Below are 19,836 nucleotides of genomic sequence, written 5' to 3'. Positions count from 1 at the left end.
CCGATATTGGATCGGGTAGAATTGCGCCGATTAACGATAACGTTTTCGTTTGTACCCTATAGAGGCTGAACATGAAGGACTTTTTGATCGCTCCATCTATCCTATCTGCAGACTTTGCTCGCTTGGGCGAAGATGTTGAAAAAGTACTGGCTGCAGGTGCTGATGTTGTGCATTTCGACGTGATGGACAATCACTATGTACCGAACCTGACTTTTGGCGCACCAGTGTGTAAGGCACTGCGCGACTACGGTATTACAGCCCCGATTGATGTTCACCTAATGGTTAAGCCTGTTGACCGTATCATCCCTGACTTTGCCAAAGCGGGCGCGACGATGATCACTGTTCACGCCGAGGCAACCGAGCACCTTGACCGTACTTTGCAGCTGATCAAAGAGCATGGTTGTCAGGCGGGCGTGGTTTTTAACCCGGCCACGCCGCTGCACTATCTTGATTACATCATGGACAAAGTGGACATGATTTTGCTGATGTCGGTAAACCCTGGTTTTGGTGGCCAGTCGTTTATTTCGAATACCATGGACAAGCTGCGCGAAGTGCGCAAGCGCATCGATGCTTCTGGCCGCCAGATCCGCCTGGAAATCGACGGTGGCGTAAAAGTGGATAATATCCGTGAAATCGCCGAGGCGGGTGCCGATATGTTTGTTGCTGGCTCGGCCATCTTCAGCCAGCCGGACTACAAAGCCGTGATTGATGAAATGCGTGCTGAACTGGCGAAGGTTGAGCGTTAATGAAAGCGTTCGAAGGCATTAAGTTTATTGCTTTTGACCTTGACGGCACACTGCTCGACAGTGTGCCCGACTTGGCTGAAGCGGCAGACAAAACCATGCAAGCCCTTGGTCGCCCGGGCGTGACGGTGGAGCAGGTGACGACTTGGATTGGTAACGGTGCCGATATTTTGATTGGCCGTGCCCTAAGCCGCAGCATTGATGTCGATCCTGGGCTTGATCCGCAACTGCACAAGCAAGCACGCCAACTGTTTGATCGCTTCTATGATGAAGGCGGCCACCAGAAGAGCGCCTTGTACGACGGGGTGAAAGACACCTTGGCGGCATTCCACTTGGCCAAGATCCCAATGGCAATCGTGACCAACAAGCCCGCGCAGTTTGTGCCGCACCTGCTTGAGCAGCACGGTATCGCTGACTATTTTGTCGATGTAATTGGCGGCGACACCTTCCCGCTGAAAAAGCCGGATCCATACGCGCTGCACTGGCTGATGGAAAAGCATCAACTGGCAGCCAGCGAAATGCTGATGGTGGGCGACTCGCGTAATGATATCTTGGCGGCAAAAGCGGCGACATGTTATGTTGTTGGCCTAACCTATGGCTATAACTACGGCCAGCCAATCAGCGCGAGTGAGCCAGATATTGTACTGGATCACTTTAGCCAACTGGCAGAAACAGTTAAACTAGATAGCTAGTACAGTTAGCCAAGGGCTAGCGACAAATTTAATTTCATTCAGCGGCTTTTGGCCGCTGTTTACTTGAGTGACATAGGAAATTCTCATCATGACCAAACCCATTGTATTGAGTGGCGTGCAGCCTTCTGGCGAATTAAGTATTGGTAACTATTTAGGTGCGCTGCGTCAGTGGGAACAGATGCAGGATGACTACGATTGCCAGTACTGTGTGGTAGACCTACACGCGATCACTGTTCGCCAGGACCCGAAAGCGCTTCACGAGGCCACACTGGATGCGCTGGCAATTTGCCTGGCTGTGGGTGTTGATCCGAAGAAGAGCTCGCTGTTTGTCCAGTCTCACGTGCCGGAGCACGCGCAGCTGGGTTGGTTGCTGAACTGCTACACCCAAATGGGTGAGCTAAGCCGTATGACCCAGTTCAAGGACAAGTCTCAGCGCCATGCTAACGATGTTAACGTTGGCCTGTTCGGCTACCCGGTGCTGATGGCGGCCGATATCCTGCTGTACGGTGCGCACCAAGTGCCGGTTGGTAGCGATCAGAAGCAACACTTGGAGCTGGCGCGCGATATTGCCACCCGCTTCAACAACATCTACGGTGGCGGCGAAGCCATCTTCCAGGTGCCAGAGCCATACATCCCGACAGTGAATGCACGGGTAATGAGCCTGCAGGACGCGACCAAGAAGATGTCGAAGTCGGATGACAACCGCAAGAACGTGATCACCTTGCTCGAAGAGCCTAAGTCGATCATCAAGAAGATCAACAAGGCGCAGACCGATACCGAAACCCCACCGCGTATCGCCCATGATATCGAGAACAAGGCGGGTATCTCTAACCTGATGGGCCTGTACTCGGCGGCAACCGGCAAGACCTTTGCTGAAATCGAAGCGCAATACCAGGGCGTTGAGATGTACGGCCCGTTCAAGAAGGACGTGGGCGAGGCTATTGTGACCATGCTTGAGCCAATCCAGGCGGAATACAAGCGTATCCGCGAAGACCGTGCCTACATGGATGCGATCATGAAAGCGGGTGCCGAGAAAGCCTCTGCGCGTGCTGCTGAAACACTGAAGAAAGCCTACGAAGCGGTAGGTTTTGTTGCTCGCCCATAAGCGCGAAGACAGCTTGTAACGAAAAGAAACCGGCCTTGGGCCGGTTTTTTTTCGCGATAGCTTGCCTTTCTCTCGCCCTGTAGCAAAATAGGCCGCTGTAATTTTCAGGGAGCTGCTGTACCCATGCTGTTGATGATCGATAACTACGACTCGTTTACCTACAACCTTTACCAGTACTTTTGCGAGTTGGGTGTCGAGGTGAAGGTCGTCCGTAATGACGAAATCGATATTGCGGGTATAGAAGCATTGGCGCCTTCCCACTTGGTGATCTCGCCTGGTCCTTGCACCCCCAATGAAGCCGGGATCTCCCTTGAGGCCATTCGCCACTTTGCCGGAAAGCTGCCAATCTTGGGGGTTTGCCTGGGCCACCAGTCCATCGCCCAGGTGTTTGGTGGTGATGTGGTGCGTGCCCGTCAAGTGATGCACGGCAAAACCTCCCCGGTGGTGCATACCGACAGCAGCGTATTTGCCAGCTTGAACAACCCGCTGACCGTGACCCGCTACCACTCGCTGGTGGTCAAGGCCGATACCCTGCCGGATTGCTTTGAAGTCACCGCCTGGACGGAAAAAGACGGCATGCGTGATGAAATCATGGGGATCCGCCATAAAACCTTGCCGATTGAAGGCGTGCAGTTCCACCCAGAGAGCATTTTGACCGAGCAGGGACACCAGCTCTTGGCTAACTTTCTTCGCCGCAGCCAATAGATAATTCCATTGCGCAGGATTTTATTCTGCAAATATGCCGCTATACCTGAATTTTGTTAGCGGCAATCCCCGCCTTGTTCGGTATCCTGCCACTTTTTTTCCTTTTTTCTTGTCTCATCGGCGCGATCGCAGTCACTTTTTTAACATTTCTGCATCTTTGTTGGCATTTTTGCGTTGGGGAAAGATTATGCAGCTTTTTCCTTGCCCGTAGTTTTATTTCCTAACAGGAAAAACACCTTTACGTATCTTGGGCTTAATAAAGTTTCCTCTTACGCGCATAAATATGTATTGAATTGAGAGTTAACCCAATTTTCAGCGGCAATAAAAAATATTCTGCTATTGGAATTGGTTAATAAAATGTAAATACTATGCTTAAGGCAATAAATGCAGAAGGAAACGATAATGGCAAAGGAATTCAACGTAGAACGCCAGCTTTTTGATGAGGTCATGGTGCCTTGCTACTCGCCGATGGAAGTGATCCCGGTGAAAGGGGCAGGTGCGCGAGTTTGGGATCAAGCTGGCCGGGAGTATGTCGATTTTGCTGGCGGTATCGCAGTGAGCTGCCTGGGCCACTGTCATCCGGTTATGGTCGATGCGCTCAAGGAGCAGGCAGACAAGCTATGGCACTTGAGTAACGTCATGACCAATGAGCCGGCACTGCGCCTTGCCAAATTGTTAACTGAGCAATGCTTCGCCGACAAGGTGTTCTTTGCAAACTCTGGTGCCGAGGCCAACGAAGCGGCGCTAAAACTTGCCCGCCGCTATGCCGCAGACAAGTTCGGTCCAGAAAAATCTGAAATCATTTCGTTCAAGCAAGGCTTCCATGGCCGTACCTTCTTCACGGTGACGGTCGGCGGCCAAGCTGCCTACTCTGACGGTTTCGGGCCAAAGCCGGGTGATGTTACCCACCTTGCCTATAACGATCTTGCTAGCCTTGCAGAGCACATGTCCGATCGCACCTGTGCGGTGATGATGGAGCCGCTGCAGGGCGAGGGCGGTATCATTGCCCCGACCGCCGAGTTTGTGCAGGGAGTGCGGGAGTTGTGCGACAAGCATAATGCCCTACTGATCTTCGATGAAGTACAAACAGGTAATGGCCGTACCGGCGATTTCTATGCTTACCAAGGTCTGGGGGTGACACCAGACATTCTTAGCACGGCGAAATCGCTGGGAGGCGGTTTTCCAATTGGCGCGATGCTAACCACCAGCGAGCTGGCGACCCACCTTAAAATTGGTACCCATGGTTCAACCTATGGCGGTAACCCATTGGCTTGTGCCGTGGCCGAGGCCGTGGTCAGCGAGGTGAGCAAGCCGCAGGTGCTGGCCGGGGTGAAAGAGCGTGAGCAATGGTTCCGCGACGCGCTGCAGGCCATCAATGCCAAGTACCCTATTTTTGACGAAGTACGCGGCAAGGGCTTGTTGCTTGGGGCTGCCCTCACCGAGGAGTGGCAGGGCCGGGCGCGTGACATTCTGGTCGCGGCCGGCGAAGAAGGCTTGATGGTACTGATCGCGGGTGCCAATGTTGTGCGCTTTACCCCGTCTTTGGTGATCAGCAAAGAAGACATCGACGAGGGCATGGCGCGCCTAGAGCGGGCGATTGCCAAAATTTATCAATAATCTTACCACTTGAGCAGCCGTTGGCAGGAGCTTGACGGCTGCTTCTGGCATTAGCCAGAACCATATCAATAGGGATGCGGCGTGGTTGGCTGCATCCTGCATCAGGAGGGAATTCGATGCTGGTTATACGTCCTATTACTGCCGCTGATCTTCCGGCGCTATTGCAATGTGCCGAAGAGTCCGGGCACGGTTTTACGTCCTTGCCTGTGAATGACGAGATCTTGCTTAACCGGATCAAGCATTCAGAGGAAAGCTTCGCCAAGGCTGTGACCAAGGCGGGGCCGGAAGGCTACCTGATGGTGGCCGAAGATACCGAAACCGGGGAAATTGCCGGGACGACAGCAATAGAGGCGGCAATCGGCCTTGATAACCCCTTCTACACCTATCACCTGAGCACAGTCGTGCACTCGTCCCGCCGGCTGAATGTCCACAATGCGGTGAAGGTGCTGACATTCGGCAACGACTACACCGGTGTCAGTGAGCTTTGCACCTTGTTTCTTCGCCCTGAGTGGCGGGAGGGGGCGAATGGCCGACTGTTGTCCAAATGCCGCTTCTTGATGATGGCCGAGCACCCGCAGCGGTTTGACAATACCGTGATAGCCGAAATGCGCGGGGTGTCGGATGAAAACGGTAACTCACCGTTCTGGGAATGGCTGAAACAGCACTTCTTCTCGATTGACTTCACCCTTGCTGATTACCTGACCGGGATTGGCAAGAAAGGCTTTATTGCCGATCTGATGCCCAAGCTACCGATCTACGTCAACCTGCTGAGCCCAGAGGCCCAAGCGGTGATCGGCGAGGTACACGAGAAAACCCGCCCAGCGTTGCGCCTGCTGGAGAAGGAAGGCTTCACCTGCCGGGGCTATGTCGATATTTTTGACGCCGGCCCGACGGTTGAGTGCGATGTCCGAAACATTGAGTCGGTACGACACTCGCAGCTGTGCCGGGTTGAAATCGGCTTACCGGGCAAGGGGAGCGAGTGCATCATTAGCAATACTTCGTTTGAGCACTTCCGTGCGGTGGCTGGCACCGTGGGTATCGAAGGCGAAGCCGCGGTCATTTCGGCTGAAATGGCAAAAGCACTGCAAGTACAAGATGGTGATCAGGTACGCCTGATCACCCAGTAAGGAGAACGACAATGACACAATGGATTGCCGGACAATGGTTGCCAGGCGAGGGGGAGGCCATGCAGTCGCTTAACCCGTTTAACGGTGACGTGATTTGGCAGGGTAACGCTGCCACGGCTGGGCAAGTACAGCAAGCCGTTGCCAGTGCCCGTCATGCACTGGGCCTGTGGCGCAATACCGACCTTGCCGAGCGACAAGCTATCGTTGAGCGCTTTGCCGACTTGGTGAAAGCCAATAGCGAAGATATCGCAATGGTGATTGCCGAGGAAACGGGTAAGCCATTGTGGGAAACGCGCACCGAGGCCGGTGCTATGGTGGGGAAAATTGCTATTTCATTGCGTGCCTACCACGAGCGTACTGGTGGCAAGCAGAAGGAAGTGGCGGGAAGTCAGGCCGTGTTGCGCCACCGCCCACTGGGGGTGATGGCGGTGTTTGGTCCTTATAACTTCCCGGGACACCTGCCGAACGGTCATATTGTGCCGGCATTGTTGGCGGGAAATACCGTGGTGTTCAAGCCTTCGGACCTAACCCCTAAGGTTGCCGAAGTGACGATGAAACTGTGGCAGCAAGCCGGCTTGCCTGATGGGGTGATTAACCTTGTACAGGGGGCGCGGGCGGCGGGCGAGGCGCTGGCAGGCGACAAGGGCATTGATGGCTTGTTGTTTACCGGCAGTGCCAACACCGGGCATATCCTGCACCGCCAGTTTGCTGGCCAGCCGGGCAAGATGCTGGCGCTGGAGATGGGGGGTAACAACCCGATGGTGATCTCCGAGCAATATGGCGAGCTGGATGCCACTGTCTACACTATTATTCAATCGGCATTTATCAGTGCCGGCCAACGCTGTACCTGTGCGCGCCGTTTGTATGTGCCAAAAGGTGAGGTGGGCGATCGCTTGCTGGCAAGGTTGGTCGACATGACCAAGCAGATCCGGGTTGGTGGCCAGTTTGATGAGCCGGCACCGTTTATGGGGCCGCAGATCTCCGATGTGGCGGCGGAAAATATCTTGGCGGCGCAGGCGCAGCTGGTTGCACTGGGCGGCGAATCCTTGCTGGCGGCGACTCGCGGTCAGGGGGCGATAGTGACACCGGGGATCATCGAGGTTAGCGCGGTTGCCGAGCTGCCGGATGAGGAGTATTTCGGGCCGCTGCTGCAGGTGGTTCGTTACGATGATCTTGCCCAAGCGGTCGAGTTGGCGAATGACACCCGCTATGGCTTGTCCGCAGGCTTGGTATCGACCGATGACGGCGAGTGGCAGTACTTCATCGACAATATCCGAGCGGGGATCGTTAACCGCAACCGCCAGCTCACGGGCGCCAGTGGTGATGCGCCGTTTGGCGGACCGGGTGCTTCCGGCAACCTTCGCCCGAGCGCGTATTATGCGGCTGACTACTGTGCTTACCCGATGGCATCGATGGAGGGTGAGCAAACCGAGTTGCCGGCACAGCTATCTCCGGGCCTGAGCCTATAGTATACGAACACAGAGCGTATTTTCGATTAGTGAAGAGGATATGAGAGTCATGGAAAGGGTAGTGCAATTATTTGACCAGCTATGGCAAGACTATACCCAGCGGCTATGCCCGTCGGCGGCTCAGGTGCAGGATCTATTAACCGAAGATGAGCCACTGTTAAACGACCATATTGCGTTGCGCACGTTTAACTTGCCCAAGGTTGGCCTGGATAGGTTGGCGGCGCCATTTATCGCAATGGGCTACAAGCCCTGCGGCAAATACCACTTTGAAGCCAAGAAGCTGTATGCCGAGCACTTTGAGCATCCGAACCCTGATCTGCCCAAGGTGTTCATTAGCGAATTGCTTGTCGGCCAGTTCAGTTCGCTGCTGCAGCAAACCGTTCGCGAGTTGGTGGATCAGGTTCCTGAGGAAGTTATGCATAACCCGGCCTTCCTTTCCGGTGGGCGGTACTGGGATCTCGACTACGCGACCTACGAGTTGCTTGCGGCAGAAAGTGAATACGCGGGCTGGCTGGCTGCCCATGGCTTTGGTGCTAACCACTTTACTGTGAGCATCAACCAATTGGAGCAGTTTACCGAAGTTGCCGAGGTCAACCACCTACTGCGCCACAATGGCTTTAGCATTAACGAGTCAGGCGGTGAAGTGAAGGGCAATCCTGAAGTGATGCTGGAGCAATCGTCGACCATTGCCGACAAGGTCGAGGTCGGGTTTACCGATGGCGTGTACGCTATCCCCGGTGGCTTTTATGAGTTTGCCAAGCGCTACCCAACCGCCGACGGTGAGTTGTACCGCGGTTTTGTTGAAGCCTCGGCAGACAAGATTTTCGAAAGCACCCATTCTGGGCAAGACTAGCGGTTAGCCGCTCCGTTGGCCAGTGGCTAGCGCTGGCGGGCAACAGCAGCAAAGTACATACAGCCCACAGTTGCACTCGCGCTGTGGGCTCTTTATTGGATAGTGATTTGCTAGTTGCTAGTTGCTAGTTGCTAGTTGCTAGTTGCTAGTTGCTAGTGGTACAGGCTGTCGAGTGGCGGAAAGCCAAGCTCATTTTTGGGTAGCTGCCCTTTGCTGCTTCTGGCTGCGGCTTGCTGCTCATGGTAATGGCGGCTGCCACTGAAGCCGGTCATTTCTACTGTTGGCGGCAATGGGGCAATGGTACTTGCGGGATAGCCAGTATTGCCGGCAGCGTAGTGGTTAGGTGAAAAGCGCTCGATATCCATATCTCTAGCATCCATGTTGGTGATACCAATGCCATCGCCCATGGCTGATGCCAATTGGTAGTACGTGTTTCCATTAACGTAGATATGCACAATGTAGCATCTAGGGGCGGGGATACAAGGGAGAAAAGGTGAGGGCGCTGGCAGAAATGCCCTTTGGGTATAAAAAAGCCGCCTTGGCGGCGGCTTTTAGCATTATGGTGTCAACGGCAGGATTAACGCGTGCCGTAAACCACGATAGTTTTACCGTGGGCAGAAATGAGGTTCTGCTCTTCTAGCATCTTCAAGATACGACCAACGGTTTCGCGAGAACAGCCAACGATTTGACCGATTTCTTGGCGAGTGATCTTGATTTGCATACCGTCTGGGTGCGTCATTGCATCCGGCTGCTTAGCAAGGTTTAGAAGCGTCTGGGCTATACGGCCAGTCACGTCTAGGAACGCAAGGTCACCAACTTTTTGGCTAGTTACCTGAAGGCGGCTTGCCATCTGAGCTGACAGGCGCATTAGGATATCAGGGTTAACCTGGATAAGCTGGCGGAATTTCTTGAATGAAATCTCTGCCACTTCACAAGGGGTTTTTGCTCGAACCCAAGCTGTACGCTCTTGGCCTTCTTCGAACAAGCCTAGCTCACCAATGAAGTCACCTTGGTTTAGGTAAGACAGGATCATCTCCTTGCCTTCTTCATCCTTGATTAGGACAGCAACAGAACCTTTAACGATGTAGTAGAGAGTTTCTGCTTTTTCACCCGCATGAATCAAAGTACTCTTTGATGGGTATTTGTGAATGTGGCAATGCGAAAGAAACCACTCTAGAGTTGGATCTGTTTGAGGTTTACCTGGAACCATATTACTAACTTCCTCTGCGTTTGTTGCCCAATAACGACGTCCATATAATCTGGGATGGGCCACATAATATCTGTTCGTCGTTTAGGATATTCAGTCAACAGCTGGGCTGCAAGCTCACGTGAATAATTAGTTCAAAGTTTATCTTTTTTCAGCGTGCATTTCTTGATATTGATCTATCGAGAATGGTCATTTCGTAGTCATAAGTGTGCACATGATCACACAGTTGTCAGATAATGGCAAAACACCCTAATAGTAGTAAGGAGAATACAATGCAATCGCGAGTGAAATGGGTCGAAAATATGACTTTCCTTGGCCAGTCAAATTCTGGCCACAGTGTCGTAATGGACGGCAATGGGGGTGAAAAAGCACCAAGTCCGATGGAGTTGGTTTTGATGGCTGCCGGCGGTTGCAGTTCGGTCGATGTGGTCGATGGTTTGAAGTCAGCGGGACAAAATATTACCGGCTGTGAAGCGCAGATTACTTCGGAGCGCCGCGAGCAGGCCCCGCGCATTTTCACCACGGCCAATCTGCACTTTGTGGTCACGGGCCATGATCTGGATGAAGCCTTGGTGGCAAAAACAGTCGCAGACTCGCTGGAGAAATACTGCTCGGTTTGCCTGATGCTGGGTGAAGGCGTCGAAATGACCCACTCTTACGAGGTGGTTGCTGAGTAAGAGCGGCACGAAGGCCTGGCCATAGGGCCATTGGCCTCATGAAACTAAAGGCAACGCTATGACGTTGCCTTTATCATTAAAGTTCCTACCCAATTTTTCCGGTATCAATCAGCTGCTGGATCAGCGGCCGCATGATCAGCTCCATTGCAAAACTCATCTTGCCACCTGGCACCACCAAGGTGTTGTGGCGTGACATGTGCGAGCCCTGGATCATTGACAGCAGGTAGGGGAAGTCGACATTTTTGATCCCGCGAAAGCGGATTACCACAAAGCTCTCGTCGAGGCTGGGAATGGCCTTGGCGCTGAACGGGTTGGAGGTATCAACCGTGGGTACCCGCTGGAAGTTGATATGGGTACGGGAGAACTGCGGCGTGATGTAGTTCAGGTAGTCGTCCATCGAGCGGACGATAGACTCCATCACGGCTTCTCGCGAATGGCCGCGGTCTCGGGTATCCCGGACAATCTTCTGAATCCACTCCAAGTTGACGATTGGCACCATGCCGATCAATAAATCAACGTGTTGGGCAACATTGGTCTCGCCGTCTACCGCCCCGCCGTGCAACCCCTCGTAAAACAATACATCGGTATTTTCCGGCAACTCCTGCCACGGGGTAAATGAGCCCGGCATTTGGTTGTAGGGCACGGCTTCATCGAAGGTATGCAGGTAGCGGCGGAACTTGCCGCTGCCGTCCTCGCCATACTGGCGGAAGAAATTCTCTAGCAGGGGAAAGTCATTGGCTTGTGGGCCGAAATAGCTGATGTGGCGCCCTTGCTCCTTGGCTTTGCGGATCTCAACGTCCATCTCGGGACGGGTGAAGCGGTGGAAGCTATCACCTTCGAGCCAGGCAGCATTGATGCCCATCATATTGAACATTTTGCGAAACGCTTCAGAGGTGGTGGACGTTCCAGCACCCGAAGACCCTGTTACTGCAATAATTGGATGTTTTGCAGACATGACAAACCCTGTCGTTAACATTAACGGAAAGAGTTATTAACAGGGTGGTGAGGTAAGGTCAAGCTGGAATGTCAAAAATGCTACCGGGCGCGGGGTGCAATGGGTGCCCGAAGGCACCTATCGCATCTGGTTTTTCAGCTTGATATCAATGGATTCGTGCAATTCAGAGAACACGATAACGGCCTCGCCGCTTTCGAGTAGTTGGCGTACCCGTTGTACCTTTTGCTCCATGCTGAGCTCTTGCTCGCCGTAGTCGGTACCTTCGCGCAGCACGTAGTGCTCGATTAAGTTGGTCAGGGTCTCTGGGGCGATGTCTCGCCAAGGGATAATCATTCGGCTATCTCGCTGTAGGCCAAGGAGTATAGGCTGATTATATTGTTTATTTTAACAGATACCACTATCAACAAATTTGCCGAACCACTCGGGTACCGTACGGTCGAGCCAGAAATCCGGCTTGCGCCACGAACCGGACACAAAGCCGACATGGCCGCCCTTGTGGCAAAGATCGTAGTCGATATGCTCTGGCAGCGGTTCGGAGGGAATGACCGCATCGGTCATAAAGGGATCATCCTTGGCATGGATCACCCGCAACGGGATCGAGACCTTGGCCAGTTTTCCCAGCCCGCTGCAACGGCGGTAGTAATCGTCGGCATTGTCGAAACCGTGGAGCGGGGCGGTCACCTGCTCGTCGAACTGCCATAGGGTGCGGATCTTCTCGGCTTGATCGTGCTTGAGCGGCATGGCTTCCGGCAAGGCCTGGATCTTCTTGCCAAGGTTGCGCTTCATCGAACCGAGCAGGTATTGCTGGTATACCTTGGAAAAGCCTTGCTGGATCCGGCTGGAGCAAGAGGCAAGATCCAAGGGCGGCGAGATCACTTGGGCAGCGGTGAGGTGCGAGTCGTGCTGGTGCTCGGCCAGATAGTTCACCAACATGTTACCGCCAAGCGAGACGCCCACGGCGAATAAGGGTTGGGTCGGCAACCGTTGGCGTAGCCACTCAATAAAGTAGCGCGCATCCTGGGTTTCCCCCGAATGGTAGCTGCGCGGTTGGCGGTTTATCTCGCCACTGCAACCGCGAAAGTGCATCATTACCCCTAGCCACCCTTGCTGGTGGGCGGCATGCAGCAAGCCGTGGGCATAAGGGCTATGAAAGCTGCCTTCCAGGCCGTGGAACAGGATCATGACCGGTTGTGCATCGGTGCAAGTCTCGGGACTGGCAGTCCAGGCGAGATCGAGAAAATCCCCATCGGGTGTTTCGATGCGCTGGGTGAGCGGCTCGAATAGCGGGTTGCGGCGCAGAAATCGTGGCAACAATGTCTGGACATGGGCGTTTGCCAGTCCACTTGCAGGCTCGAACGGGGTCATGGGGGCTCCTTGTCAGCCGGATTGGGCTTTTAGGCCTTCTCGGTGTTATTACGCAATAGCGCGCGGAATGGATCCTAGCATAGCTTGTTGGCGCTTGTTGGTTCTGGCTTGCTGCCGGCTTCATTACCCGGGCAGGCCTTGCAGCTGGGCTATCAACGACTGCGGGACGTTGAGCAATTGGCAATACGCATCCACATTCCCTGTTGGGCTAACAGTGTCAACCTTGTGGGGAATAGGCTGTTGGTTGAGCTTGGCGATCAAATCTTGTTGTTGGCTGCGTTCAAGCAAAAGCTCGAACCCTAGCAGCTGCTCGTACTCCGGTTTGGATACGGAGGGCTTGAGTTGCTTGCGCAGATGGCGATAGCTGGCCAGTAGCTTATCTGAGCGGGTCAGCGCTGTTTGGAGTTGGTTGAGGCGGCTTGGGGGAAGTGGCATATTTTGGCTATCGAGCCAAAGCAATAGCAGGGCAAGGTTAACGTTGCCCAGGTAATTGTCTTGCAGGGAGAGGCAAGCGGCTTGCACGCCCGTTTTGCTATAGTGCTCAAGGCTAAATTGCCAGAATGCGTCTGCGCTAAACCCTTGTTGCATGCTTGCTCTCCCTCGTTGCTATATTGCCGTTTAACTAAGCTTTGTTGTGCTCCGCCTCCATGGCCTCAAGCTGCTCTTGCAAGTCCATCCACTCCATTTCGACATCTTCCAGTTCGGATTTTGCCTTGGCCTGGCGTTGCAGCTGCTCGTTGAGGCGGGCTTTGCTTTCCACTTCGTAGATGGTGGCATCGGCCAGTTGCGATTCGGCGTCGGCCAGCGCTGCCCCCAGTTTTTCCATTTGCTTGTCGAGTTTGTCGATTTGCTTGCGCAGCGGTGCCGTTAGTTTACGGAACTCGGCCTCAAGGCGTTTTTGCTCCTTGCGCGAGGCGGCACTGTTTTCCTTGTTGGTTTCAGGCTTGGCGGCCTGCTGTTCGCGACGCTCGTTGCGCTGCTGTTCGGTTAGCCACTTATGGTAGTCGTTCAGGTCGCCATTGAACGGCACGACCTGGCGGTCATGGACCAAGTACAGGTCATCGGTGGTCGCGCGCAGCAGGTAACGGTCGTGGCTGACGATAACCATCGCCCCCTCGTAAGATTGCAAGGCAAGCGTCAGCGCCTGGCGCATGTCCAAATCTAGATGGTTGGTCGGCTCATCGAGTAGCAGCAGGTTCGGGCGTTGCCATACGATCAGCGCCAATACCAGGCGGGCCTTTTCACCACCGGAGAACGGGCCGACTTTTTCAAGTGCCTTGTCACCGATGAAGCCAAAGCTACCAAGGTAATCACGCAGCTGTTGCTCGGTTGCCTGCGGGGCAATACGCGCCATGTGCTGGACCGGCGTGTCGTCGAGGTACAGGGTTTCCAGCTGGTGCTGGGCAAAGTAACCAATTTTCACCCCTTGCGAATAGGCAAGATCACCGGCCTTGGCGGGAAGATCGCCCGAGAGCAGTTTGATCAGGGTGGACTTGCCCGCGCCGTTGCGGCCAAGCAATCCGATCCGGCTGCCTGGCACAAGGTTAAGGCGGATCTTTTCCAAGATCAGGTTGTCGTCATAGCCCGCCGCCACTTGATCCATCATCAGGATCGGGTTGGGTAGGGCATTAGGCTCGCGAAATTCAAAGCTAAATGGGTTGTCGAACTGGGCCGGCAGCACCTTTTCCATGCGCTCAAGCGCCTTGATACGGCTTTGAGCCTGGCGCGCCTTGCTCGCCTTGTAGCGGAAGCGGTCGATATAAGACTGCATATGTGTCATTTGCTTTTGCTGCTTCTGGTACATGGCTTGCTGCAGTACCAGTTTCTCGGCACGCTGGGTTTCAAACGACGAATAGTTACCGGTGTAACTGTTCATAGTCTGGTTTTCGATGTGGATGATACGGTTCACGACCGGATCAAGGAAATCACGGTCGTGCGAGATCAGCACCAAGGTCCCGCGATAGTTTTGCAACCATTTCTCCAGCCACATCACGGCATCAAGATCGAGGTGGTTGGTCGGTTCGTCGAGCAGGAGTAGATCGGAGCGGCATAACAGGGCTTGCGCCAGGTTAAGGCGCATACGCCACCCACCGGAAAACTGGCTGAGGTGCCACTGCATCTGTTCTTGGGAAAAGCCCAGGCCATCCAGCAACTCGGCCGCTCGCGCTTGGATGCTATAGCCGCCAATGGCTTCGAGTTTTCCGTGCAGCTCGGCCACGCGGTTGCCGTTGTCAGCTTGCTCGGCGGCCTGAAGGTCGGCTTCCAGCTGGCGATACTCGCGGTCGCCGTCGATCACGTATTCAAGTGCTGCGCGCTCAAGGGCCGGGGTTTCCTGAGCAACCCATGCCAACTCCCAATTGGCCGGGTACTGGCAGCTGCCGGCATCCACGCTTAATTCATGTTTCAGCAGGGCAAACAGCGTCGACTTGCCACAGCCGTTTTTGCCAACCAAACCGACCTTGTCGCCCGGATGGATGGTTGCTGTTGCTTGGTCGAGTAGGATTTTACCGCCCCGAAGAAGTTGGATTTCAGAAAATGTGATCATCGACTGTGCCGGGTTGCCCCGCTCCGCAAATACTTAACGCCAGAATCTGTGCGGCAGTCTACCCCAAAAGCGGCCCCGACTGCTAATTCCGGTATTTTGCCGTGAAGTCAAAACGAATAAACGATCCTATTTACAGCAAGTTATGTATTATGTGCATATACAGGAATAAAAGTTATCAACCCAAGGCCATTGCCCTGGGCTGAAAAGGAATGCCATGACAACACAAGGACAGCCCCGCATTCTGGTGATCTATGCCCACCCAGATCCCCAGGAGTCGGTTGCCAACCGCGAAATGCTTGAAGCGATTACCAACCTGCCCAATGTAACGGTGCATGATATTTATGCCGAGTACCCCGATTTCTTTATCGATGTGGCTGCCGAGCGCGAGCGCGTATTGGCGCATGACATCCTCGTTTTTCAGCACCCGCTATATATGTATTCTTGCCCGGCGCTCTTAAAGGAGTGGATGGATATGGTGCTGAGCAAGGGCTTTGCCCATGGCGAAGGCAACCAAACCCAAGGCAAGTATTGGTGCTCGGTGATCACCACGGGCGGGGCGGCAGAAGCCTACACCCCCGACGGCTACAACCGATGCTCGATTGACGACATCCTCAAGCCGTTCGAGTTGTCTGCGGCCTTGTGCCGGATGGAGTGGCTCAAGCCGATTGTTTTGCACTGGGCGCGGCGGGTACCTGCCGGGGAGCGGCAGGCACACGCGAAGGCATACAGCCAATGGCTAACTTCCCCTTTGGGTAACAATTTTGGCGGGGTGGAATATGGCAAGTGATATCTTATCGGTGAGTGTGGTGTTCCTTGCCTCCGCCGTGGTGGCCGTGCCCATCGCCCAGCGTTTGGGGCTGGGGTCGGTACTGGGGTACCTGCTAGCCGGGATCGCCATTGGCCCGTGGGGGCTTCGCTTGATATCCGATGTCGATGCGATATTGCACTTCTCGGAATTTGGGGTGGTGCTGCTGCTGTTTTTGATAGGGCTTGAGCTGAACCCGAAGAAACTGTGGCAGATGCGAAAACCTATTCTTGGTTTGGGCGGTAGCCAAGTGGTGATCACCAGCATTGTGATTGCCGGCGTGGTGATGGCATTCAGCGGCTGGCTGCCTGCAATTACTTGGCGCGATGCCTTGGTGGTCGGGATGGGGTTGGCGCTGTCGTCAACAGCCATCGCACTACGGGTTATTGAAGAGCAGAACCTCGGCGGCAGCGAAACCGGGCAGTCGGGTTTTGCGGTGCTGTTGTTCCAAGATATTGCGGTGATCCCTATGTTGGCTATCCTGCCGGTATTGGCAGGGGGCGGCGGGGGCAGCTGGCTCGACTTTGCTTGGATGATCGGCGGCATTATTGCGCTGCTGGTCGGCGGCCACTTTCTATTGCGCCCTTTATTCCGTTGGGTGGTACTGAGTGAAGTGCGCGAGCTGTTCAACGTCGCGGCCCTGCTGTTGGTGATTGGTATTGCCGTTGGCATGCAGTCATTGGGGCTGTCCATGGCACTCGGCACCTTCTTGGCCGGGGTGCTATTGGCCGAGAGTGAATACCGCCACGAGCTTGAGATAGCCATCGAGCCATTTAAGGGATTGCTGCTGGGCTTGTTCTTTATCTCGGTCGGGATGGCGGTCAACCTCGGCTTGTTGTTGCAGTACCCGCTGCAGATCTTGTTGGCGGTATTGGGGTTGATTTCGCTTAAAGGCTTATTGCTGTATGGCTTGGCGCGGGCGTTTGGTATCCGGGCAAAATCCCGCAGCCAGATGGCGGCCATATTGAGCCAGGGCGGGGAGTTTGCATTCGTCCTGTTTACCGCGGCGCTGGGCGAGGGGCTATTGGGCAGGGAGCTGTCTTCTTTCTTGCTGGTGGTGGTGAGCTTGTCGATGATGACCACGCCGCTGATCCTGTTGCTACAAGACAAATGGTTTATGCATACCTTTAAGGCAGAGGCGGAAGACGATCTGGAAAGCGATGTCATTGACCGCGAGCCAAGGGTGATCATCACCGGGTTCGGCCGTTTTGGCCAGGTGGTTGGGCGCTTGATGTTTGCCAACAAGATCCGGGTGACGATATTGGAGCGGGATCCGAGCCAAATCCAGTTCTTGCGCAAGTTTGGCTACAAGGTGTACTACGGCGACGCGACCCAGTTGGATTTGCTGCGGGCCGCCGGGGCGGACAAGGCTGAGGCCATTATCATTTGCACCGATGAGCCCGATGAGGTGATGGAGGTGGTGGCGCTTTGCCAGCAGTATTTCCCGAACCTGAAAATTTTGGCGCGGGCACGAAGCCGGGTTGAGGCCCATCAATTGCTCAGCCATGGGGTGGAGCATTTCTCGCGGGAAACTTTTGCCGGCGCCCTTGATCTTGGCCGCCAAGCCCTCATATCTCTGGGTATGCATCCGTATAAGGCGAAGCGGGCCGAAGCGCACTTTCGCAAGCTCGATACCACCGCCTTGCGCGACTTGCTGCCACAGCATTCGGAGGATGTCCATTTGGCATCCCGGGCTAAGGAAGCACGTAAGGAGCTGGAGGAGATCTTTGACCGCGAAATGCGCGGGGAAAGAGAACGGCATAATGGCTGGGACTAACCCCGGTTGGTAGAACATGGAATGGCAAGGAGCGGAACATGGTAAAGAAACGGTTTATCGCTGGTGCAGTTTGTCCTTCATGCAACAAGCAGGACACGTTGCGCTGGTGGCAGGAAAACGACGTTGAGCGGGTGGAGTGTGTGGCCTGTGAGCATACCGATGTGCGGGCGCCGCAATCGGTCGAGCAATCGGAGCAACTGTCCACTCAGACGAAACAACAGGTTATTGGGATCTTCAAGCCAGACGAGTAAGATCTCGACAGAATATTGGCATCTGAGTGCCTTTATCCGGTATCATGCGGGCGAAATCCTTTGATACCCAGTTCAATATTGGAGTAAACATGAAAGTCGCTAAAGACATCGTAGTAAGCCTGGCTTACCAAGTTAAAACAGAAGATGGTGTAGTTGTTGATCAGTCTACAACGGAAGCACCTCTTGATTACCTACACGGTCACAACAACCTGATCGTAGGTCTTGAGAAAGCATTGGAAGGCCGTGAAGCTGGCGACAAGTTTGAAGTGACTGTTGCTCCAGAAGAAGCATACGGTGAGCACATCGATGCGATGGTTCAGCGCGTACCTGCTAACGTATTCCAGGGCGTTGACGAAATCACTGTTGGCATGCGCTTCCTGGCTGACACTGATCAGGGTCCAATCCCGGTAGAAGTCACTGAAGTTGATGGCGACCACGTTGTTGTTGACGGTAACCACATGCTGGCTGGCCAGACGCTAACATTCAACGCTGAAGTTGTTGCACTGCGTGAAGCAACTGCAGAAGAAATCGAGCACGGCCACATCCACCAGGGTGGCGGTTGTTGTGGTGGTGGTAGCTGCGGCGACCACGAGCACGGCGAGAAAGAAGAAGGCTGCTGCGGCGGCGAAGAAAAAGGCGGCTGCGGCTGCTAATGACCAATCGCAATGGCGGTTAAGTCAATAGAAAACGGGAAGCGCTGGCTTCCCGTTTTTGTTTCTATCAATGTTTTTGTGTCTATCAATAGTGCGGCGGCGGTGTTTCTTCCGACTCGCTGGCGAGGTTGGATGGCTCCATCCCCTTGACTTTGCCAATCATAAACTTCATTTGTGTCTGCATTTTATCCAACACAAACTGCTGGGCAGTCAGTGCCTGGTTCAAGTCTTCGATGGTTTGCTCTTGGAAGGCTTGCTTCATTTCTAGCTCGTCGATGCGAGCCTGTAGCTGTTCGATTTCTGTCATTGCTTTATTCCGTCGTCCATAGCTGGACGATACCTGCCGAAGTTCCTGAGGTCACGAGCCCCTCTGGGGTAATGGCCACATCATACACCACCGCGGCGGGTGGTCGAGTATCTTGTTGCGGTGCCGCTTCCCAGCGGCCGATGTTATCACCGGTTGCCGTATCCCATAACTCCACCCTGCGGGAAGGGGTGCCGGTCACGAGCATATTGCCATCATCGGAAAAACGGGCGCTGGACAGGTTCTGTTGGCGCAGCCTTACCGCTAGCGACGCCTGTTGCTCGCCGGTGGTGAGATCCCAGATAGTAATATCATTACCGCCGTCGGCGGTCATGGCCAGTTTCCCATCGCGCTGTAGGCTAACCCGGCTGATACGGCTGTCATGCTCAAAGCTATACAGCACTTGCCCGCTTTGGGTATCCCAGAGGTAGGCGAAGTAATCATTGCCGCCCGACAGGGCATAGCGTCCATTGGGCGAAATGGCCACGGAATTGACTTTTTCTCGGTGGGCAAGGAACTCTAGTCGCCTTCCGGTGCCCAAGTCGATGTACAGGGCCTTGCCGTTGGAAAGGGCCAGCAGGGCGTGTTGGCCATTATTGGCCAGGGCAACGTCGCGGATGATCCCGTCGGAGATAGACCAGAGCCCTTCGGATTGCCCCCAGGCTAGATCCCAAACCGCAAAGTTTTGGGCGGTGGCGGTGATCGCGTAGCGGCCGTTGTCTGAGATCTTGCTGCTAAGTACCGTATTGTGATGTGGATCTTGAGAACCGAAGTCAGCTAACTTTTTGTTTTGCTGTATATCCCATAGCACGATACCTTGTATGGTCGAGTGATAGATCGCAAAGCGCCCATCACGGCTAAGGCTCAAGCTGGTGGCGCCCTCAGGGGCTAAAACCGTGCGCTTAAGCTCCGAGCCAGAAAAGAGACAGCCGCTCAGGAGGAGAAGTGCCACAATGAAACAAGGCACGTATCTTTTGGTTAGCATT

General features: G+C 54.4%; 22 protein-coding genes. 13 read left to right on the top strand and 9 right to left on the bottom strand.

Going from position 1 to position 19,836, the window contains the following annotated elements; all coding sequences use genetic code 11:
- Positions 1-71: 71 nt before the first annotated feature.
- The 8 genes from rpe to C9I98_RS12660 all read left to right on the top strand — a co-directional run bounded on the left by rpe (position 72) and on the right by C9I98_RS12660 (position 8,311).
- Entirely contained in the window at positions 72-746 is a 675-nt protein-coding gene (rpe, locus tag C9I98_RS12695; protein WP_036823214.1) for a ribulose-phosphate 3-epimerase, read from the top strand.
- Complete coding sequence (locus C9I98_RS12690) at positions 746-1,435, top strand: phosphoglycolate phosphatase (RefSeq protein ID WP_036823217.1); 690 nt, start codon at positions 746-748, stop codon at positions 1,433-1,435. Before rpe ends, C9I98_RS12690 begins: the two co-directional genes overlap by 1 nt.
- An 88-nt stretch (positions 1,436-1,523) precedes the next feature.
- Positions 1,524-2,540, top strand: coding sequence for a tryptophan--tRNA ligase (gene trpS / locus C9I98_RS12685; RefSeq protein WP_036823220.1), 1,017 nt, complete (start codon positions 1,524-1,526; stop codon positions 2,538-2,540).
- A gap of 123 nt (positions 2,541-2,663) precedes the next feature.
- The gene (locus tag C9I98_RS12680; protein ID WP_107272046.1) at positions 2,664-3,245 is read left to right on the top strand and encodes an aminodeoxychorismate/anthranilate synthase component II; all 582 of its coding nucleotides are present in this window, start codon (positions 2,664-2,666) and stop codon (positions 3,243-3,245) included.
- Between the two features lie 402 nt (positions 3,246-3,647).
- Positions 3,648-4,862, top strand: a complete 1,215-nt coding sequence (locus C9I98_RS12675; RefSeq protein ID WP_107272045.1) for an aspartate aminotransferase family protein — start codon at positions 3,648-3,650, stop codon at positions 4,860-4,862.
- A gap of 116 nt (positions 4,863-4,978) precedes the next feature.
- On the top strand, positions 4,979-5,989 hold the full coding sequence (astA, locus tag C9I98_RS12670; RefSeq protein WP_036827490.1) for an arginine N-succinyltransferase: 1,011 nt from the start codon (positions 4,979-4,981) through the stop codon (positions 5,987-5,989).
- An 11-nt stretch (positions 5,990-6,000) separates the two neighbouring features.
- A complete protein-coding gene (astD, locus tag C9I98_RS12665; RefSeq protein WP_107272044.1) occupies positions 6,001-7,458 on the top strand; it encodes a succinylglutamate-semialdehyde dehydrogenase in 1,458 nt (485 codons plus the stop codon).
- A 49-nt stretch (positions 7,459-7,507) separates the two neighbouring features.
- Positions 7,508-8,311, top strand: a complete 804-nt coding sequence (locus tag C9I98_RS12660) for a DUF1338 domain-containing protein (RefSeq protein ID WP_036828153.1) — start codon at positions 7,508-7,510, stop codon at positions 8,309-8,311.
- Between the two features lie 152 nt (positions 8,312-8,463).
- Here C9I98_RS12660 and C9I98_RS12655 read toward each other — a convergent pair whose 3' ends face one another.
- Positions 8,464-8,766 carry a hypothetical protein gene (locus C9I98_RS12655; RefSeq protein ID WP_146153879.1) on the bottom strand — a complete coding sequence of 101 codons (303 nt, stop codon included), beginning with the start codon at positions 8,764-8,766 and terminating at the stop codon, positions 8,464-8,466.
- Between the two features lie 122 nt (positions 8,767-8,888).
- A complete protein-coding gene (gene crp / locus C9I98_RS12650) occupies positions 8,889-9,521 on the bottom strand; it encodes a cAMP-activated global transcriptional regulator CRP (RefSeq protein WP_036801200.1) in 633 nt (210 codons plus the stop codon).
- 269 nt (positions 9,522-9,790) lie between these two features.
- Between crp and C9I98_RS12645 the strand changes: the two genes are divergently transcribed.
- The gene (locus C9I98_RS12645) at positions 9,791-10,195 is read left to right on the top strand and encodes an OsmC family protein (RefSeq protein ID WP_036819184.1); all 405 of its coding nucleotides are present in this window, start codon (positions 9,791-9,793) and stop codon (positions 10,193-10,195) included.
- Between the two features lie 85 nt (positions 10,196-10,280).
- Here the strand turns inward: C9I98_RS12645 and C9I98_RS12640 are convergent, their stop codons facing one another.
- From C9I98_RS12640 to C9I98_RS12620, 5 genes are all read right to left on the bottom strand, one after another.
- Positions 10,281-11,150 (bottom strand): phosphoribulokinase, encoded by an 870-nt coding sequence (locus C9I98_RS12640; RefSeq protein ID WP_036819186.1) that lies wholly within the window; start codon positions 11,148-11,150, stop codon positions 10,281-10,283.
- A gap of 117 nt (positions 11,151-11,267) precedes the next feature.
- Positions 11,268-11,483 (bottom strand): YheU family protein, encoded by a 216-nt coding sequence (locus C9I98_RS12635; RefSeq protein ID WP_036819188.1) that lies wholly within the window; start codon positions 11,481-11,483, stop codon positions 11,268-11,270.
- A gap of 51 nt (positions 11,484-11,534) precedes the next feature.
- Positions 11,535-12,515 (bottom strand): hydrolase, encoded by a 981-nt coding sequence (locus C9I98_RS12630; RefSeq protein WP_036819190.1) that lies wholly within the window; start codon positions 12,513-12,515, stop codon positions 11,535-11,537.
- Between the two features lie 123 nt (positions 12,516-12,638).
- Positions 12,639-13,103, bottom strand: a complete 465-nt coding sequence (locus tag C9I98_RS12625; protein ID WP_036819193.1) for a TIGR02444 family protein — start codon at positions 13,101-13,103, stop codon at positions 12,639-12,641.
- A 34-nt stretch (positions 13,104-13,137) separates the two neighbouring features.
- On the bottom strand, positions 13,138-15,060 hold the full coding sequence (locus tag C9I98_RS12620) for an ABC transporter ATP-binding protein (RefSeq protein ID WP_036819196.1): 1,923 nt from the start codon (positions 15,058-15,060) through the stop codon (positions 13,138-13,140).
- A gap of 214 nt (positions 15,061-15,274) precedes the next feature.
- On the opposite strand from C9I98_RS12620, the gene kefG reads away from it, so the two are divergent.
- The 4 genes from kefG to slyD all read left to right on the top strand — a co-directional run bounded on the left by kefG (position 15,275) and on the right by slyD (position 18,546).
- Positions 15,275-15,847 (top strand): glutathione-regulated potassium-efflux system ancillary protein KefG, encoded by a 573-nt coding sequence (kefG, locus tag C9I98_RS12615; RefSeq protein WP_051902023.1) that lies wholly within the window; start codon positions 15,275-15,277, stop codon positions 15,845-15,847.
- Positions 15,837-17,642, top strand: coding sequence for a glutathione-regulated potassium-efflux system protein KefB (gene kefB / locus C9I98_RS12610; RefSeq protein WP_107272042.1), 1,806 nt, complete (start codon positions 15,837-15,839; stop codon positions 17,640-17,642). The genes kefG and kefB overlap by 11 nt, the downstream gene beginning before the upstream one ends.
- Before the next feature lie 38 nt (positions 17,643-17,680).
- Entirely contained in the window at positions 17,681-17,893 is a 213-nt protein-coding gene (locus C9I98_RS12605) for a YheV family putative zinc ribbon protein (RefSeq protein WP_036825678.1), read from the top strand.
- An 89-nt stretch (positions 17,894-17,982) separates the two neighbouring features.
- The gene (slyD, locus tag C9I98_RS12600) at positions 17,983-18,546 is read left to right on the top strand and encodes a peptidylprolyl isomerase (RefSeq protein WP_036825674.1); all 564 of its coding nucleotides are present in this window, start codon (positions 17,983-17,985) and stop codon (positions 18,544-18,546) included.
- A gap of 85 nt (positions 18,547-18,631) precedes the next feature.
- On the opposite strand, the gene C9I98_RS12595 is transcribed toward slyD, so the two are convergent.
- Both C9I98_RS12595 and C9I98_RS12590 read right to left on the bottom strand, forming a co-directional pair.
- Complete coding sequence (locus C9I98_RS12595) at positions 18,632-18,853, bottom strand: SlyX family protein (protein ID WP_036825671.1); 222 nt, start codon at positions 18,851-18,853, stop codon at positions 18,632-18,634.
- 4 nt (positions 18,854-18,857) lie between these two features.
- A complete protein-coding gene (locus tag C9I98_RS12590; protein WP_036825668.1) occupies positions 18,858-19,835 on the bottom strand; it encodes a WD40 repeat domain-containing protein in 978 nt (325 codons plus the stop codon).
- Between the last annotated feature and the right edge of the window lies 1 nt (position 19,836).

The sequence above is a fragment of the Photobacterium sanctipauli genome (assembly GCF_003026495.1).
Taxonomy (GTDB): Bacteria; Pseudomonadota; Gammaproteobacteria; order Enterobacterales; family Vibrionaceae; genus Photobacterium; species Photobacterium sanctipauli.
The sequence above is the reverse complement of the archived record's forward strand: the minus strand, read 5'-3'. Positions and strand labels throughout refer to the sequence as shown.

Coding starts and splice junctions, on each gene's coding strand:
- rpe (WP_036823214.1), top strand. CDS start 72: ATGAAGGACTTTTTGATCGCTCCATCTATCCTATCTGCAGACTTTGCT.
- C9I98_RS12690 (WP_036823217.1), top strand. CDS start 746: ATGAAAGCGTTCGAAGGCATTAAGTTTATTGCTTTTGACCTTGACGGC.
- trpS (WP_036823220.1), top strand. CDS start 1,524: ATGACCAAACCCATTGTATTGAGTGGCGTGCAGCCTTCTGGCGAATTA.
- C9I98_RS12680 (WP_107272046.1), top strand. CDS start 2,664: ATGCTGTTGATGATCGATAACTACGACTCGTTTACCTACAACCTTTAC.
- C9I98_RS12675 (WP_107272045.1), top strand. CDS start 3,648: ATGGCAAAGGAATTCAACGTAGAACGCCAGCTTTTTGATGAGGTCATG.
- astA (WP_036827490.1), top strand. CDS start 4,979: ATGCTGGTTATACGTCCTATTACTGCCGCTGATCTTCCGGCGCTATTG.
- astD (WP_107272044.1), top strand. CDS start 6,001: ATGACACAATGGATTGCCGGACAATGGTTGCCAGGCGAGGGGGAGGCC.
- C9I98_RS12660 (WP_036828153.1), top strand. CDS start 7,508: ATGGAAAGGGTAGTGCAATTATTTGACCAGCTATGGCAAGACTATACC.
- crp (WP_036801200.1), bottom strand. CDS start 9,521: ATGGTTCCAGGTAAACCTCAAACAGATCCAACTCTAGAGTGGTTTCTT.
- C9I98_RS12645 (WP_036819184.1), top strand. CDS start 9,791: ATGCAATCGCGAGTGAAATGGGTCGAAAATATGACTTTCCTTGGCCAG.
- C9I98_RS12640 (WP_036819186.1), bottom strand. CDS start 11,150: ATGTCTGCAAAACATCCAATTATTGCAGTAACAGGGTCTTCGGGTGCT.
- C9I98_RS12635 (WP_036819188.1), bottom strand. CDS start 11,483: ATGATTATCCCTTGGCGAGACATCGCCCCAGAGACCCTGACCAACTTA.
- C9I98_RS12630 (WP_036819190.1), bottom strand. CDS start 12,515: ATGACCCCGTTCGAGCCTGCAAGTGGACTGGCAAACGCCCATGTCCAG.
- C9I98_RS12625 (WP_036819193.1), bottom strand. CDS start 13,103: ATGCAACAAGGGTTTAGCGCAGACGCATTCTGGCAATTTAGCCTTGAG.
- C9I98_RS12620 (WP_036819196.1), bottom strand. CDS start 15,060: ATGATCACATTTTCTGAAATCCAACTTCTTCGGGGCGGTAAAATCCTA.
- kefG (WP_051902023.1), top strand. CDS start 15,275: ATGACAACACAAGGACAGCCCCGCATTCTGGTGATCTATGCCCACCCA.
- kefB (WP_107272042.1), top strand. CDS start 15,837: ATGGCAAGTGATATCTTATCGGTGAGTGTGGTGTTCCTTGCCTCCGCC.
- C9I98_RS12605 (WP_036825678.1), top strand. CDS start 17,681: ATGGTAAAGAAACGGTTTATCGCTGGTGCAGTTTGTCCTTCATGCAAC.
- slyD (WP_036825674.1), top strand. CDS start 17,983: ATGAAAGTCGCTAAAGACATCGTAGTAAGCCTGGCTTACCAAGTTAAA.
- C9I98_RS12595 (WP_036825671.1), bottom strand. CDS start 18,853: ATGACAGAAATCGAACAGCTACAGGCTCGCATCGACGAGCTAGAAATG.
- C9I98_RS12590 (WP_036825668.1), bottom strand. CDS start 19,835: ATGCTAACCAAAAGATACGTGCCTTGTTTCATTGTGGCACTTCTCCTC.